Origin of the sequence: Phytomonospora sp. NPDC050363 (assembly GCF_040655735.1) — a bacterium.
Taxonomy (GTDB): Bacteria; Actinomycetota; Actinomycetes; order Mycobacteriales; family Micromonosporaceae; genus Phytomonospora.
The window spans coordinates 248,137-264,260 of record NZ_JBFAKK010000013.1 but is presented as its reverse complement, the minus strand read 5'-3'; the positions used below and the strand labels follow the sequence as shown (position 1 = coordinate 264,260).

General features: G+C 71.7%; 14 protein-coding genes. 4 read left to right on the top strand and 10 right to left on the bottom strand.

Annotated elements, in window-relative coordinates:
• Positions 1 to 76: 76 nt before the first annotated feature.
• The 4 genes from AB0I28_RS30835 to AB0I28_RS30820 all read right to left on the bottom strand — a co-directional run bounded on the left by AB0I28_RS30835 (position 77) and on the right by AB0I28_RS30820 (position 3,391).
• Positions 77 to 523, bottom strand: a complete 447-nt coding sequence (locus tag AB0I28_RS30835; RefSeq protein WP_357499203.1) for a hypothetical protein — start codon at positions 521 to 523, stop codon at positions 77 to 79.
• Between the two features lie 134 nt (positions 524 to 657).
• Entirely contained in the window at positions 658 to 915 is a 258-nt protein-coding gene (locus AB0I28_RS30830; RefSeq protein ID WP_357499202.1) for a hypothetical protein, read from the bottom strand.
• 2 nt (positions 916 to 917) lie between these two features.
• Complete coding sequence (locus tag AB0I28_RS30825; protein ID WP_357499201.1) at positions 918 to 2,375, bottom strand: SDR family NAD(P)-dependent oxidoreductase; 1,458 nt, start codon at positions 2,373 to 2,375, stop codon at positions 918 to 920.
• Between the two features lie 83 nt (positions 2,376 to 2,458).
• A complete protein-coding gene (locus AB0I28_RS30820; protein WP_357499200.1) occupies positions 2,459 to 3,391 on the bottom strand; it encodes an AraC family transcriptional regulator in 933 nt (310 codons plus the stop codon).
• Between the two features lie 81 nt (positions 3,392 to 3,472).
• Between AB0I28_RS30820 and AB0I28_RS30815 the strand changes: the two genes are divergently transcribed.
• The 3 genes from AB0I28_RS30815 (at position 3,473) to AB0I28_RS30805 (ending at position 5,928) form a co-directional block, all read left to right on the top strand.
• Positions 3,473 to 4,315 (top strand): NmrA family NAD(P)-binding protein, encoded by an 843-nt coding sequence (locus AB0I28_RS30815; protein WP_357499199.1) that lies wholly within the window; start codon positions 3,473 to 3,475, stop codon positions 4,313 to 4,315.
• A 97-nt stretch (positions 4,316 to 4,412) separates the two neighbouring features.
• A complete protein-coding gene (locus AB0I28_RS30810) occupies positions 4,413 to 5,408 on the top strand; it encodes a hypothetical protein (RefSeq protein ID WP_357499198.1) in 996 nt (331 codons plus the stop codon).
• Positions 5,409 to 5,481: 73 nt separating this feature from the next.
• A complete protein-coding gene (locus tag AB0I28_RS30805) occupies positions 5,482 to 5,928 on the top strand; it encodes a GNAT family N-acetyltransferase (RefSeq protein ID WP_357499197.1) in 447 nt (148 codons plus the stop codon).
• Positions 5,929 to 5,965: 37 nt separating this feature from the next.
• Here the strand turns inward: AB0I28_RS30805 and AB0I28_RS30800 are convergent, their stop codons facing one another.
• Positions 5,966 to 6,841 carry a hypothetical protein gene (locus tag AB0I28_RS30800; protein ID WP_357499196.1) on the bottom strand — a complete coding sequence of 292 codons (876 nt, stop codon included), beginning with the start codon at positions 6,839 to 6,841 and terminating at the stop codon, positions 5,966 to 5,968.
• 172 nt (positions 6,842 to 7,013) lie between these two features.
• Between AB0I28_RS30800 and argS the strand changes: the two genes are divergently transcribed.
• The gene (gene argS / locus AB0I28_RS30795) at positions 7,014 to 8,777 is read left to right on the top strand and encodes an arginine--tRNA ligase (RefSeq protein ID WP_357499195.1); all 1,764 of its coding nucleotides are present in this window, start codon (positions 7,014 to 7,016) and stop codon (positions 8,775 to 8,777) included.
• Between the two features lie 60 nt (positions 8,778 to 8,837).
• Here argS and AB0I28_RS30790 read toward each other — a convergent pair whose 3' ends face one another.
• The 5 genes from AB0I28_RS30790 to AB0I28_RS30770 form a co-directional block, all read right to left on the bottom strand.
• Positions 8,838 to 12,113, bottom strand: coding sequence for a S8 family serine peptidase (locus AB0I28_RS30790; RefSeq protein WP_357499194.1), 3,276 nt, complete (start codon positions 12,111 to 12,113; stop codon positions 8,838 to 8,840).
• Positions 12,114 to 12,242: 129 nt separating this feature from the next.
• Positions 12,243 to 12,866: a hypothetical protein gene (locus AB0I28_RS30785; RefSeq protein WP_357499193.1), complete on the bottom strand. Its 624-nt coding sequence runs from the start codon at positions 12,864 to 12,866 to the stop codon at positions 12,243 to 12,245.
• A 2-nt stretch (positions 12,867 to 12,868) separates the two neighbouring features.
• Entirely contained in the window at positions 12,869 to 13,729 is an 861-nt protein-coding gene (locus AB0I28_RS30780; RefSeq protein WP_357499192.1) for a carbohydrate ABC transporter permease, read from the bottom strand.
• Positions 13,726 to 14,709, bottom strand: coding sequence for a sugar ABC transporter permease (locus AB0I28_RS30775; RefSeq protein WP_357499191.1), 984 nt, complete (start codon positions 14,707 to 14,709; stop codon positions 13,726 to 13,728). Before AB0I28_RS30775 ends, AB0I28_RS30780 begins: the two co-directional genes overlap by 4 nt.
• Before the next feature lie 69 nt (positions 14,710 to 14,778).
• The gene (locus tag AB0I28_RS30770) at positions 14,779 to 16,113 is read right to left on the bottom strand and encodes an ABC transporter substrate-binding protein (protein WP_357499190.1); all 1,335 of its coding nucleotides are present in this window, start codon (positions 16,111 to 16,113) and stop codon (positions 14,779 to 14,781) included.
• Between the last annotated feature and the right edge of the window lie 11 nt (positions 16,114 to 16,124).

The following is a 16,124-nucleotide window of genomic DNA, read 5'->3' as shown; positions in this document are numbered from 1 at the left end:
CGTCGTGGAGCGTGGCGGTGTCGAAGCGATCGGTGTCCATGATGCGAAAGTACAGCGTCCTCAGTGGCCGGTGATCTTACGGGTGCCGCAGCCCCGAAGGCCCACAGGACAAGCCCTGGTCGAAGTCGAAGCGCAGGACGAGGGCGTCGGGGCCGCGGTCCTCGACGGTGACTCGCCCGGCCAAGGGGTGGCCGGAGGCCGCGAGCGCGAGCAGTTCGCCGCGGTACTCGTCGAAATCGCCGCTGCTCCAGCCGGAGTGGTGGGGATCGGGGCCAGCGTCGGCCGGTTCACCGGGATGGAAGTACACGCCCTCGAAGCGGCCGGTCCCCCGGCCGATCGTCTCGACCGCCCGGCGTTCCACGAAAGCGTCGACGAAATGGTCGCGGGCGTGCCGGGTGTGCTCGCCGGGCACGCTCACCTCGCGGATCGCGGCCAGCTGCGGCGCGCGCAGATGGCCCAGCGGCGTCCCCCGGCCGAACCGCTCCCACATGACCATCGCGTCGCGCAGGGACAGGCCGGTCACGTCGCGAAGCACCCTGATCCGCGCGACGGCGGCCGGCAGGTCCTAGTCGAGCATCCACAGCACTTCGTCGAGTCCCCGCCCCTCGGCGAGGATCGCGCGTGCCCGTCGTGCCGCGGCGTCCATGGCGCCGAAGCCTAGCTCCCGCGCTTGGCCGCCTGCGCCAGATGCGACTTCGCGGCCTTCACGAAGGCCTGGTCGCGGTGCTTCTCGGCGAGCACCGCCAGGACGTGCAGCGGCGGTGTCCCCGAGTCGACGGCGATGTCGACCAGCGGTGAGAGGAACTTCTGGTCGAGGCCCTGCAACTGGGCCGCCCACTTCTCGGCGTCCGCTTTGGACAGTCGCTTCTCGGTGCGCAGCCAGGCCGCCAGCGCCCCGCGCTTCATGACGGCCACGGCTACCAGCCCGCCGGCGCGAAGTCCTTGAGGAAGACGCCGAAGAGGTCCTCGCCGGCCTCGCCGCGCACGATCGGGTCGTAGACGCGGGCGGCGCCGTCGACGAGGTCGAGGGGCGCGTGGAAGCCCTCGTCGGCCAGCCGGATCTTCTGGGTGTGCGGGCGCTCGTCGGTGATCCAGCCGGTGTCGACGCTGGTCATCAGGATCCCGTCGGACAGCATCTCGCGGGCGCTGGTGCGGGTCAGCATGTTCAGCGCGGCCTTGGCCATGTTCGTGTGCGGGTGCCCGGGGCCCTTGTAGCCGCGACTGAACACGCCCTCCATGGCCGAGACGTTGACGACGTACTTGCGGCGGGCCGTTGAGGCGCGCATGGCCTGGCGCAGGCGGCTGACCAGGATGAAGGGCGCGGTCTGGTTGCACAGCTGCACTTCGAGCAGTTCCACCGGGTCGACCTCGTCGACGACCTGCACCCAGGAGTTGGTGTCCACCAGGTCGGGGACCAGGCCGCCGGCGTCGACGGCGGTGCCGGTCGAGATCCGTTCCAGGGTCGCCGATCCCGAGGTCAGGGCGAGTTCGGTGAGCATCTGCGGGGTGAGCGCGTGCGGTGAGCCGTCGGCCGCGGCGGCGATCGCGAGGGCGTTCTGGGCGGTGACGCCGCCGAAGCTCACGCGTTCGGGGAGTTCACCGGCGGGCAGCGCGGCGGCCTCGGCCTCGATGAGCGCCTGGTAGGCGCCCGGGGAGCGCCGGACGGTCTGGGCGGCGTTGTTGATGAGGATGTCCAGCGGGCCGGCGGCGGCGACGTCGTCGGCGAGCGCGACGACCTGGGCGGGGTCGCGCAGGTCGAGACCGACGATCTTGAGGCGGTGTATCCAGTCGGCGTGGTCGTCCATGGCGGCGAAGCGGCGGACGGCGTCGTTGGGGAAGCGGGTGGTGATGGTGGTGTGGGCGCCGTCGCGCAGGAGGCGCAGGGCGATGTACATGCCGATCTTGGCGCGGCCGCCGGTGAGTAGGGCGCGCTTGCCCGACAGGTCGGCGCGTGCCTCGCGCCTGCTCCAGTTCTCCTTGGCGCAGGCGGGGCAGAGCTGGTGGTAGAAGGCGTCGACCTCGCGGTAGCGGTCCTTGCAGATGTAGCAGGAGCGGGCGCGCTGGAGGAAGCCGACGGTCTGCTCGGCGGCGGTGCGGGCCAGCGGGATGCCGTTGGTCTCGTCGTCGATGCGGTCGGGGGCGCCGGTGGCGGTCGCGGCGGTGACGGCGGCGTCGGCGGCGGTGACCGAGGCGCGCTTGTCGCGGCGGCGCTGCTGCTTGACGTTCTTGTAGATGCCGGCGGTGGCGCGGCGCACGGCGACGGAGTCGGGGTGGTCGCCGGGGAGGGCGAGCACCTCGGCGAGCACGCTCATGCAGATCTCCATGCGGGCGGGGTCGATCCCGTCGGCGTGTTCGGCGTTCTCGGCGTGCTCCATCTGCTCTTCCCGTTTCGTGGCGTCGACTGCGACCAAGAACTCTACGCAGGGTCGGGGCCGTGCCCCAAACCGAGCGGGGCAGGTCACGCGTGGACGCGGCGGCGGTATTCGCGAGGGCTGACCCCGCGGGCGCGTTTGAAGGCGGTGGACAGCGCGAAGGGGCTTCCGTAGCCGACTTCGCGGGCGACGGCGCCGACGGTGGTCTCGGGTTCGCGGAGACGGTCGGCGGCCAGCGTGAGGCGCAGGTCGGCGAGGAAGGACATGGGCGGCTCGCCGGCCAGGTCGGTGAAGCGGCGGGCGAGGGTGGCGCGGGAGACGCCGGTCTCGGTGGCGAGGTCGGCGACGGTCCAGGGGCGGGCGACGTCGGTGTGCATGAGGCGCATGGCTCGGCCGACGACGGGGTCGCCCCAGGCGCGGTACCAGGCGGGGGCGTCGGCGCCGCTGAACCAGGCGCGCAGGACGGCGATGAGGAGGAGGTCGAGGAGGCGGTCGAGGACGACGTCCTGGCCGGGGGCGTCGCGGGTGATCTCGGCGGCGAGGAGTTCGGGAAGCGGCGAGCCGAGTTCCTCGCCGGTGACGGTGAGCATGGGCGGGAGGTTGCCCAGGAGGCGGCGGCTGACCTCGTTGTGGACGCGGTAGGTGCCGATGAGCATGCCGGTGGCGCCGTCGGGGGCGTTGCCCCAGGAGCGGACGCCGAATTCGAGGGTGTTGTGGACGGGTTCGCCGTCGAGGGTGGTGCAGCGCTGGTCGGGGTGGATGATCCAGTGGACGGGGGTCTCTGGGGTGTCGGCGACGACGTAGGGGTCGGGGCCGCGCAGGACGGCGATCTGGCCTTCGCACAGTTCGCGGACGGCGCCGTCGGCGGTGGTGACGTGGGCGTTTCCGGAGGTCATGGCCAGCAAGGTGAGGGGTGCGCGGTCGGCGATCCGGACCGACCAGGGCGGGTTCATCCGGGAGCGGATGAGGAAGGCGCCTTTGGCGCGGGGACCGTCGAGGAGTCCGGCGAGTGCGTCCATGAGCGAAGTATAAGACTCTGGCGAATGTTTTCGAGTTCCTGAGCTATGTGAAGTCTCAAGATCTCCGGCTTAACTGAACACATGACACAGAACACGAACTCCACCACCGCCCCCGTCCTCGTCACCGGCGGAACCGGCAAGACCGGCCGCCGCGTCGCCGCCCGGCTGACCGCCCTCGGCCGCGAGGTCCGCCTCGGCTCCCGCTCGTCCGAGATCCCCTTCGACTGGGAGGACCGCTCGACCTGGGCCGCCGCGATCGACGGGACCTCGGCGATCTACCTGGCCTACGCCCCCGACGCGGGCTTCCCCGGCGCCGACGAGATCATCGGTTCCTTCGCCTCCCAGGCCGTCGCGGCCGGCGTCACCCGGATCGTGCTGCTGACCGGACGCGGCGAGGCCGGCGCCGAGGTCACCGAGAAGACCGTCGCGGCCGTCCCGGGGATCCAGCTGACCATCGTGCGCGCCGCGGTCTTCGCGCAGAACTTCTCCGAGGGCTTCCTCGTCGAGTCGGTGCAGGCCGGCGTGCTCGCCTTTCCCGCCGGCGACGTCGCCGAGCCCTTCATCGACGTCGACGACATCGCCGACGTGGCCGTCGCCGCCCTCACCGACGACAAGCACATCGGCGAGCTCTACGAGCTGACCGGGCCCCGACTGGTCACCTTCGCCGAGGCGGCCGCCGAGATCGGCGCGGTCATCGGCAAGCACGTCGAGTACGTGCCGCTGACGCCGGAGCAGTTCCGCGACGGCATGGTCGAGCACGGCGTCCCGGCCGAGTTCGCCGCCGCGCTCGCCGAGCTGATGCGCGAGATCATGGACGGTCACAACGCGCACGTGGCCGACGGCGTCCGCCGGGCCCTGGGCCGCGAGGCGCGCGACTTCTCCGAGTACGTCCGTACCGCCGACGCGGTCGGCGCGTGGGGCTGATCGGCTCCACCGAGGGCTGAAAGGGCCGGGCCGGCGCCCGGCCCTTTTCGGCGTCCATGACCAGAACATGCCCCGCCGCTTGCTATCGTCACACCTCATGTCCGCTGAGCCGCCGACCTTCGCCCCGGTACCGCTGCCGGTCTGCGACGGGGTCCCCGAAGACCGCGAGTCGGCCGCCGCCGGTGTCGCCGCCTGGATCGGCTCGGCTCCGATGCGCGCGCTCGTCGCCGAGTTCGGCGGGCGCTTCCCCGAAGGACCCACGGCGGAGGCGCTGGCGGCGCTCGACGCCTTCTCCGCCGAGCACTGGGACTTCCGCGACGGCCGCGAGCGCGCCGAGGCCCGCCGCCACGCCTTCGAACCGGCGACCGCCGCGCTCATCGTCGACGCCGCCCGAGCGCTGGGCCTGCTGTCGGCGAGGCCGCCCCGCCACCGCGACTACACCCAGGTCCTCATCCTCGGCGGGATGGTCCGCGCCTGCCTGGTCCGCACCCGCTTCGCCGCCGACCTGCTCGCCGGCGCCGTCACCACCGGCCGCATCACCGCCGTCGGCGGCTTTCGCGTCCTCACGCCCGGCGAGCGGGAACTCGCCGCCGAGCTGGGCATGCCGCAACCGCGCTTCGAGGTAGACGCGCTCGCCGAGGGCGTCCGCCGCGCCTTCGGCGCCACCGCGCACTACGAGGTGGAGGAGGGCGGCGATCCCGGCACCGAACCGAACCGGGCGTGGCGGGTGACGACCTACCACCTCCCCGACACGACGCCGGCGCACGTGGTCGCCGCGCCGTCGAGCGAGCCGGACTCCCGGCGCGCCAACACCGCCGACACCTGCCGGTACTGGGCCGACGAGGTCGTCAAACTCGGCCCGCGCGACCGGGTGCTGGTGGTGACCTCGACGACCTACCTGCCGTTCCAGCACGCCGACGCGATCGCCACGATCGGTCTGCCCTACGGATGCGCCGTCGACACCGTCGGCATCGACCTCGCCGCGCATCCCGACGAGCGCCACCGGCAGCGGCACGACCCCGACCGCTGCCTCCAGGAGATCCGCTCGGCGATCTGGTCGATGCGCCGGCTGTACGAGACCGCCTCGGCCTGAGCGGCTGTGATCACGGGTACAGGCCCGTGCTCACCGGCGGGGCCGGACGGCGTCCGGTGGGAGACTTCCGCGCATGTCGATCACCTGGAGCCTGCGTCCGGCCGTCGCCGAGGACGTCGAGCCGATCGCCGAGATGCGCGCCGTGGTGATGCGGCCCGACCTCGAACGGCTCGGCCGCTTCGACGAGCACCGCGTGCGCCAGCGGCTGCGCGACCACTTCGCACCCGAGCACACCTCGGTGATCGAGACCGGCGGCGCCTTCGCCGGATGCGTGGCGCTGCGCCCGGCCGGCGACGGCCTGCTGCTGGAGCACTTCTACCTCGCGCCCGAGGCGCAGGGGTGCGGACTCGGCTCGTCGGTGCTGCGCTCGCTGCTCGACCGGGCCGACGCCGAGGGCTCGGCGGTGCGGCTCCAGGTCCTCGTCGGCAGCCCCGCCCGGCGCCTCTACGAACGCCACGGCTTCGCGCCCGAGCGCGAGGACGCCGTCGACGTGTTCATGGTTCGCGAGCCGAGGAGCTGACGACCGGGCCGCGTCCGGCACGGCCCGGTCGCCGTCGTCACTTCCCGAACGGCGGTTCGATCGCCGAGACGGTGAACGGAAGCCTCGGGCCGCCGTCGCCGGCCGCCAGCTGCGAGTTGACGACCAGCAGCCGCCCTCCGAGGTAGGCCAGCGTCGTCGGGGTGTCGGCGGTCTCGAACGCGTGGTGGCCGAGGATCTCGGCGGTGCGGTGGCCGTCGGTCAGGCGCAGCCCGGTGAGCCGGAAGTGCGGTTCGCCATCGCCGTCGCCGGTGTAGTCGCAGACGTAGAGGACCTCGCCGGCGAAGACCATGCCGTCGCCGCTGACCTTGACGCCGCCCAGGTCGACCGGGACGGCCTCGCGCGTGGCGATGTCGACGTGCCACAGCTGCCCGGTGCCCTGCGCGGCGATGAGCAGCGCCGAACCGTCCTTCGTGGACACGATGCCGTTGAGGTAGGCCGCCTCGCCGGGCTCGATGCCGTGCCCGGTCAGGTCGATCCACGGCTCGCCGGCGCCGATCTCGTCGTCCAGCGCGAAGCGCCACACCGCCGGCCGCAGGGAGTCGGTGGCGTAGGCGTGGCCGTCGTTGACGCAGACGTCGTTGAGCAGCGTCCGCTTCGTGGTCACCTCGTGCCGCGCGACGAGCCCGCCGTTGGCGGTGTCGTAGGCGAAGAGCACGCCGGAGTGCCCGCCGCAGACGATCAGCCGCCCGGCCGGGTCGACGGTCATGCCCAGCGCGCCGGTGCGGCCGTCGGCCCCCGGCGGGGACCACAGTTCGAGGCCGGGCCGGTCGAGGTCGCCCCGGTAGATCGCCCCCTCCGCCGAGCCCGACACGTAGAAGGTGCTGCCGTCGGGGCCCTCGGTGATCCCTTCGGGATACACGCCGTCGCCGGGGAGCTCGTACCGCTCGATCATCATTGGCCCTTCGCGGAGATCGTTTGTGCGGCACCGATTATGACCCGAGCCGAAGGCGAGCACCATCCCCTGTGGAGCGAGCGGTGCCGGTGCTCGCGGTAAAAGGGAAGGCCGCGGCCCGTCCGGTTCCATATCCTCGCAGAACACGCTCGTACCCGAAGGAAGAGGAACCGTGCACACGCATCCAGCAGTCACCGCGCTCAGCGACCGGATCAAGGCGACCATGGCCGCGGCGATCCGACGCTCCCGGCCACAAGCCGAGCAGCCGGATCCGCTGGTGCGACGCGGAGACCGCGCCGACTTCCAGGCCGACGCCGCCCTCTCCCTGGCCAGGAGCGCCGGGCGCCCGCCCCGCGAGCTGGCCGCCGACATCGCCGCGGCCGTCGACGGCGACGGGCTCCTCGACCGGATCGAGGTGTCCGGTCCGGGCTTCTTGAACCTCACCCTCGCCGACGCCGAACTGTGGAAGCAGGTCGCGCGGCGGCTCGACGCCGGGCTCGGCCTGCCCTCCCCGTACGCCGCCACGGTCACCGTCGTCGACTACTCCGCGCCGAACGTCGCCAAGCAGATGCACGTCGGACATCTGCGGTCGACGGTCATCGGCGACGCCCTGTCGCGACTACTGGAAGCCCTCGGCGGCACCGTGATCCGCCAGAATCACGTCGGCGACTGGGGCACCCAGTTCGGGATGCTCATCCAGTACATCGACGAGCACCCCGAGGCCGAGTGGCGCGACCTCGGCGACGGCGCCGTCGCGCGCGTCGCCGCGCTGGACGCCCTCTACCGGGCGGCCGCCGCGCTCTTCCGCGAGGACCCGGCATTCGCCGAACGGGCCCGCGCCCGCGTGGTCGCTCTCCAGGCCGGGGAGGAGGCGACCCTCGCCGTCTGGCGCGAACTGGTCGCGGTCTCGCAGGAGGCCTTCTCGGCGACCTACCGTCGGCTCGGCGTCGAACTGTCCGATGTGGACCTCGACGGCGAGTCCCGCTACAACCCGTTCCTCGACGAGGTCATCGCCGAACTCACCGAGGCCGGAATCGTGGTGGAGTCCGAGGGCGCGCTGTGCGTCTTCACCGAGGGCTTCGACGGTCCCGACGGCAATCCGGTCCCGCTGATCGTGCGCAAGAGCGACGGCGGCTACGGATACGCGGCCACCGACCTGGCCACCATCAGGCACCGCGCCCGAGACCTCAAGGCCGGGCGGATGCTCTACGTCGTCGACGCGCGCCAGGCGCGGCACTTCGCGCAGGTCTTCGCCACCGCCCGCCGCGCCGGCTGGATCACCGGCGAGCACACCGTCGTCCACGTCGCCTTCGGCACCGTCCTCGGACCCGACGGCAGGCCTTTCAAGACGCGTGCGGGCGACACCGTGCCGCTGACGAGTCTGCTGGAGGCCGCGGTGACCGGCGCGCGGGCGGTCGTCGAGGAGAAGAACCCCGCCCTCGATCCCGCCGAGTTCGACCGGATCGCCGAGGCCGCGGGGATCGGCGCGGTCAAGTACGCCGACCTGTCGACCGCCCGCACCACCGACTACCGCTTCGACATCGAACGGATGGTCTCGCTCAACGGCGACACCGGCGTCTACCTCCAGTACGCCCACGCGCGGACCGCCTCGATCCTGCGCAAGGCAGGCGGGGCGGGGACGGCGGGCGTGGACGCCGCACTGCCGATGAACCCGGCCGAGCGCGCGCTGACGCTGCACCTCGACGGCTACGCGGCGGTGCTGACCCAGGCGGCCGGACTCAACGAACCGCACCGCATCAGCACCTTCCTGTTCCGCCTCGCCAAGCTGATCAGCGCCTTCTACGACACCAGCCCCGTGCTCGACGCGCCGACGCCCGAGTCGCGGCGCAACCGGCTGGCGCTGGTGAGTCTGGCGGGCGGGACACTGCGGCATGGACTGTCGCTGCTGGGGATCGTGGCGCCGGACCGGATGTAGCGGGCGCACCTGGGCACGCCTGCGGGCGGCGGCGTGACAGTCGCCGCCCGCGGGCACCGGCTACCTCAGTCCGAAGGACCGGATCATCGTCCCGGTGTAGGAACCGCCGGCGCTGTCGGTGGCCGTCATGCGCACCGACACGAACCGCGCGTCCGCCGGATGCCGCACGAACGCCTTGGCGTGGTCGCCCAAACGCAGCAGCGGCACCGTTCTCCAGGTCGCGCCGTCGTCGTAGGAGATGTCGAGGGCGAGCGACGTGGTCGCCAGGTCGGCCGCGCCCGAAGGCTGGTAGACCTCAAGGTCGAGCGGCTGCCACCGCCCGGCCGGGGCGAAACCGTCGACCACCGTGCCGGAGTCCAGCGCCACCGACGTCAGCGCGACCGGTGCGGCTTCGCCGGTGCTCGCGGCGGTGGCCGTCCACGTCGCCTCGGCGTGTGTGCCGAGCACCGTCCACGGCGCGGTGCGGTCGGCGGTGCAGGAGACGGTGAACCGCGTCGCCGTCACCGGTGCTCCGAACGTGCCCTGGCAGGGGGCGTCGGTGGCGCCGAGCGAGACACCGTCGGCGAGGACGGCCGTCGTCCCGGTCACCGTCGACCAGTCGATGCGGGTCGCGACACCCAGGTCGGGCCCGGCGAACATGGGCTCCAGGACCGCCAGGCCGGTGCCGTCGCGTGTCGCACCGAGATCCTCGACGCCGCTGCGGGAAGGCCCGGGAGCCAAGGGGGCCGAGGTCCAGTCGACCCGCGTGTGTCCGGTGCGTTCCCCTTCTCGCACGAATTCCTCGCCGCTGCCCACGCTGCTTCGCAGGATCGACAGCGCACTCCACCACGAGATGTCCGGACCCGGCGTGAAGTACTCCGTACGCCGGTCGGGCAGCGTCAGATCCACGGGCGAGTACCCCAGGCTGAAGCCGCCGGCGAAGGAGGGACTGTTCCTCCCCCACGCGGCAGGGGCCTCGCCCTGGCTTTCGTAGACGGCGTCCTCGACCGCCAGGTCCCGGTCGTGGACCCGGTGCGAAAGGTCGCCGGGTATGCCGTTCGGCTCGGCGAACGCAAGGTTGTACTGGAAGTGCCGCGCCGAGCCTTCGGGGTTGAGGTGGAGGGGTGCGTATACGAACAGGATGCCGCTCCCACCGTCGGCGGGACTCGGGACGGCGTAGACCGGCTGGCCGAACGCGTACGCCTGAAGGTTCTCCGCCGCCACGACACCGCCCGGAGCGCTCGCCAAGCCCAGGGCCGTGACATCGAGGTAGGTGTCGCGATCCAGGTCGACGGTCAGCTCCTTGCCCTGCCGGGCGTCCCAGTCGAGTTCACCGGCACCGGTGACCGTCAGCGTGTCGGCGAACGCGGTGGTGGGGGTGTTGTAGGGGAAGTCGAGTCGGTCCGTGACGAAGCCCAGCACGTGGTAAGTGCCCGGCTCCAGCCGCAGGCGGGCCTCGGCACCGCCGACGGTGACGTACTCGGTATCACCGGTCGCGAGGTCGGTGTAGGCCACCGAGATGCTGTACGGGTCCGAGCCGTCGCGGGCCGTGCCGTGGATCTCCTGCGTGTGCTTCTCCGGCTCCAGGTAGGCCGAGACGGCGGTGCGGATGACGGTCTCGCCCACGCTCGCGACGAGTTCGCCGGCGTACTGGCCGGTGGTGAAGGCGATCGAGGTGTCGAGGCTCATCGTGACCGCGGCGGTGCCCCCGGCCGGAACCGTCAGCGCCGGCCCGTCGACGGTGAACAGGCCGGCGGGCGCCTCGGCTCCGCCGGTCCGCACCGACGCGCCCAGCGCGAGCGTGACGGGCGCGGCGCTGGGGTTGGCGTAGGTGACGGTCCGCTCCTCGACACGGCCGTCCTGCGGGAATGCCACAGTCGCGAAGTCGAGCGCGCCGATCGAGGCGGTGACCTCCTGGCGCACCGCGCGAGCGACGTCGAGACGTCCGCTGCCCTGCTGGTAGAGGCCCGGCCCGTCGAGCCACCGTGAGGTGGCCATCAACGTGGCCTTGAGCTGCGCGGCGTTCCAGTCGGGATGGCGCTGCTTGAGCAGGGCGGCGGCGCCGGCGACGTGGGGTGTGGCCATGGACGTCCCCGAGAGCCTGGTGTACTCGCCGTCGACGATCGGACCGAGCTCGGTGCCTTCGGCATGGGCGGCGACGATCGCCTCCCCCGGTGCGGTGAGCTCCGGCTTGAGCGCGTTGTCGCCGTAGCGCGGGCCCTGGTTCGAGAACGCGCTGAAAACGTCCTTTTTGGACACGCTGCCGACGGCGAGGGCCGCGTCGGCCGCCGCCGGGGTCGACACCGACGACGGCGTGCCGTCGTTGCCGGCCGCGATGACGAACAGGGCTCCGGTGGCCTCCGACAGGGCGTTCACGGCGAGTTCCATCGGGTCGGTGCCGTCGGACGGGCCGCCGCCCAGGCTGAGGTTCACCACGTCGGCGTCGGCCGCGGCCCATTCCATCCCGGCGATGACCGCGCTGTCCGTGCAGTAGCCCTCGTCGGCGCACACCTTGCCGATGAGCAGCGCGGCGCCCGGTGCGACCCCGGTGTAGCGTCCACCGGACGCCGCGCCGGTACCGGCCACGGTCGAGGCCACGTGGGTCCCGTGGCCGTTGAGGTCGGTGACGCCGTTCGGTGACCCGGTGAAGTCGCGGGTCTCGGTGATGCGGCCGACGAGGTCGGGGTGGGTCAGGTCGGCGCCGCTGTCGAGGACGGCGACCGCGGTGCCGGTGCCGTCGAAGCCGGATCGCCAGACCTCCGGGGCGCCGATCTGGGGGACGCTTTCGTCGAGCAGGGGCTTCGAGCGGCCGTCGAGCCAGATCCGGTCGGTAGCGGACGACTTGTTCGCGGTCGCCGACAGCTGCTCCCACAGGGCGGCGCTGTCGGCGGTGGTCACGGCGACCGCGCCGATGCTGTCGAGGCGGCGGGTGATCTCGGCGGCGGGGAGCGCCGACGAGCGCGCGGCCGTGCCCTCGCCCTGGATCAGCAGCGGCAGGGGCTCGCCGCCGCCGAAGCCGTCGGCGGTCAGGGAGCTGAGGTTGAACAGCTCCGGGTCGAGCCGGCCCTCGGCGAGGAGGACCGCGGTGTCGTTCGGGAACACGTAGACGCCCTCGGAGGAGGTGCGCGTGGTGAATCCGATGTGCTCACGGCCCTCGGCGGGTTCGAGCTCGACGGCGCCGTCGGGTGAAAGGGCCGCGAGGTCTCCGGTGACGAGTCGGATCGCGGCGGTCTCGTCCGAGATCACCGCGGTGGTGAGGGTTTCGTGTGGGTTCGGTTCGGGTGGGACGGTCGCGGGCTGCTGGGCGAGGACGAGACCTGCCAGGGCTCCCGCAGCGAGGAGATGTCGTGGATGCATGGGGCACTCCAGGGGCTTCGAAACGTGGGTCTCGAAGGATGAAGCGCCCCACCATGAAAACCCCACGGTCTCGGCACATCCGTCAGAGGCCGAGGGCACGGCACCCCCAGGCGGTGCCGCACCCGGCCCCTACCGCTCGGCCGACTCCGCGGTCCGCCGGCCGAGCCGAAGCCGCGCCCGCTCCGCGATGGCGTGCCCGGCGAAGAGCACGAATCCCGGCAGCAGCACCATCGTGGCGGGCACCAGCGAGCCGATCACGACCGCGAAGGCCACCGCGATCGCCGCGCCCGGCGCCGCCCACCACGCCGCGGCGGTGAGCCTGACGGCGTCCCGGACGGCGTCGCGCCACCGGCCACTGTGGACAGCGGCGGTGAGCAGCGCGAGCCCGGCGGCGAACGCGGCCAGCACCGCGGTCACCGCCGTCACCGTCTCCCCGCCGGGCAGGATCCCGCTCTCGGCGACCTGGAGGTTGAAGACCACCAGCCCCGCCGCCACCGCGAGGACCGCGACCGCGACCGCGCCGGCCGGGATGCCCCGGGCGAAGCCTCGCGCGATGTCCCCGAAGTGCGGGTAGCGGCCCTCTTCCCGGCGGTGGCGGATGGCGGCGCTCGCGGTGGCCACCGCCGATCCGAGGGTCACCACGGGCAGCGCGCAGACGGTCACGGCGATGCCCACCAGGGCGAGGTCGGAGGCGTCGCGCAGGAGGTCTCTCCAGTCGGCGCGTACAGGGGTGGCGGGGGTGGCGGTCTCCATGGTCAGCCTTTCAGACCGGTGGTGTTGATGCCCTGCACCAGCAGCCGCTGGAAGGCCAGGAAGAACAGGAACACCGGCGCCAGCGACAGCACCGACATCGCCAGCATCGGCCCGAGCGAGGTCTGCCCGCCGGAGTCGACGAACAGGCGCAGTCCGATGGGGACGGTGTAGCTCTCCGGGCTGGGCAGGTATACCAGCTGGGTGAAGAAGTCGTTCCAGGTCCAGATGAACGAGAAGATCGCCGTGGTCACCAGCGCCGGTCGCGACAGCGGCAGGATCACGTGCCGGAAGACGCCGTAGGGCGTGCAGCCGTCGATGCGGGCGGCGTCGTCGAGGTCGCGTGGGATGCCGCGCATGAACTGCACCATCAGGAACACGAAGAACGCCTCGGTGGCCAGTAGTTTCGGCACGATCAGCGGCAGGGGCGTGTCGACCCAGTCGAACTCGTTGAACAGCACGTACTGCGGGATGATCAGCACGTGCCCCGGCAGCAGGAGCGTGCCGATCATCAGCGCGAACCAGATGTTGCGGCCCCGGAAACGCAGGCGGGCGAAGGCGTACGCGGTCAGCAGGCACGAGACGGCGTTGGCCACGACGGTGGCCAGCGCGATCATGGTGCTGTTGAGGAAGAAGCGCCCGAAGCTCAGGTCCTCGATGTAGTTCCAGCCGGTCGAGTAGTTCGACGGCGTCAGGTCACTGGGCCACACCGAGAGGTTGCTGGCCAGCTCGGTCGGCGACTTCAGCGACGAGCCCAGCACCCACAGCAGCGGGTAGAGGACGACGGCGAGGACCACGACGAGCACGGCGACGCGCACGAACCCGGCGACGCGGCGACGCGGGGGCACGGCGGTGACGGCGCTCATTTTCCGTCCCCGTCGGCGTAGTGGACCCAGAAGCGGCCGGTGCTGAAGAACGCGGCGGTGATGGCGCCGATCGCCAGGAGGAAGACCCAGGCGAGCGCGGAGGCGTAGCCCATTTTGAACTCGGTGAATCCCTGTGTGTAGAGGTGGAGGGTGTAGAGCATGGTCGAGTTGACCGGTCCGCCGCTGCCGTTGCTGATCACGAAGGCGGAGGTGAAGCCCTGGAATCCGTTGATGGTCTCCAGGACGAGGTTGAAGAAGATGACCGGCGACAGCAGCGGCAGCGTGACGTGCCAGAAGCGGCGCAGCGGCCCGGCCCCGTCGACCTCGGCGGCCTCATAGAGCTCGGCCGGCACCTGCTTGAGCCCGGCAAGGAAGATGACCATGGGTGCGCCGAACTGCCAGATCGCCAGCACCATCAGCGTTTCCAGGGACCAGTCGGGGTCGTTGACCCAGGGTCTCCCGGTTATCCCGAAGATGTCGAGCAGCGCGTTGAAGGAGCCGTCGCGGCTGAAGATGGCGCGCCACACCAGGGCGAGCGCGACGCTTCCGCCGAGCAGGGACGGCAGGTAGAACAGGGCCCGGAACAGGCCGGTGCCGCGGCGTTCGCGGTTGAGGAGCATCGCGACACCGAGCGCGGCGGCGAGTTTCAGGGGGACGGCGATCAGCGCGAAGGTGAGGGTGACGGCGACCGAGGACTTGAAGACCGGGTCGGCGGTGAACATGCGCTCGTAGTTGTCGAAGCCGATCCAGTTGATCTGGTCCCAGTCGGACAGGACGTCGTAGTCGGTGAAGCTGAGGTACAGCGACAGCAGCATCGGCGCCGCGGTGATGAGCATGAGGCCCAGCAGCCACGGTGAGAGGAATACGTAGCCGGCGCGGCCTTCGGCGCGGCGGCCGGGGTTGACCGGTCCCCGGCGGGGCGGGGCCGGTGGCCGCGGCCGGCCGCCGGACCTGGTCGAGGGAGCGGTGGAGACCGCCATGCGAGGGGTGTCCTTTCCGGGATCGTCGCGGCCCGGGCCGTCCACAGGGGACGGCCCGGGTCGCTGGCCTCAGCCCGACAGGGCGGCGGTGGCCTCGGTGACGAACTGGGCGGCGGCGTCGGCGGGTGTCGCCGTGCCGTAGGTGACCGACTCGGCGAGGTCCCGGAGGGTGTCGCGGAGGGAGGCGTGGCCCTTGGGCGGCGGGGCCGGGGCGGGGCCGTACTTGGGGGCGAGCTCGGTGGCGAAGCTGAAGACCTGCTTGGCGTACTCGTCGGTCTGCGTCGCCTCGACGGCCGCACGGGTGGTCTTGTTGGGCGGCAGGCCCCGGTCGGTGCCGAGGATGGCGCCGGCCTCGGGGTCGTTGGTGAGGAAGTTGATGATGTCGGCGACGACCTCGGGGTGCTCGGTGGCGCGCGATCCCGCCCAGTAGGTGGCGGCGCGGGCCCACTGGCCCTTGACGTCACCCGGGTAGGGGACCATCGCCAGCTCGCTCTCGGTGGCCTTGCCGAGTTCGCCGAGCTGGTTGGACCACATGAAGGACGTGGCGGCCTTGCCCGAGACGACGAGCTGGGTGTCGACGCTGCCGCTGACGGCCTCGTGGACGACGTCGGCGGGCGGGGTCGCGCCCTTCTCGCGGGCCTGCTGCCACAGGGTGAACCAGGCGGTCAGGTCCTCGGCGGTGAAGCCGAGCTGCTTGCCGCTGTAGAACTCCTTGCCCTGCGAGCGCAGCCACAGCCACAGCGCCTTGTAGTCGGTGCTGGGGTCCATGGAGCCGAAGTACTCGCCGCCGGACTTGTCGGTGACGGTCGCGGCCCAGTCGATGTACTCGTCGTAGGTCCAGCCGGCCTGCGGTTCGTCGACGCCGAGCTCGGCGAGCTTGGTCTTGTCGTAGATCAAGGCGGGGGTGTTCTCACCGGTGGCGACGGCGACCTGCTTGCCGTCGAGCTGCCCGTAGGCGGTGAGGCCCTCGTAGTTGTTGGACAGGTCGAGCTTCTTGCTCTCGACGAAGGGGGTCAGGTCGAGGGTGACGTTGCGGCCGGCGTACTCGGCGAGGCCGTTGTCGTCGATCTGGAAGATGTCGGGGGCGTTGCCGCCGCCGGAGATGGTGGCGAGCTTGTCGTAGTAGCCGCTGAAGGCCTGCCAGGTCGCGTTGATCTTCACGTCGGGGTGCTTGGTCTGGTACAGGTCGAGCGCCTGCTGGGTCAGGGCGGCGCGGCCTTCGCCTCCCCACCAGAAGAACTCGATGGTGGTGCCCTCTTCCTCGTCACCGCACGCGGCGGCGCCGAGCATGAGGGGCACGGCGACGATCAGTGCGGTGAGAGCGCTGCGAAGCCTTCGCCTGGCAGAGGTACGGTGATCGGACGCGGGCCGGGTGGCGCGCTTTTGGGGGTCGGTGGACTGCATGGGGTCGGCTG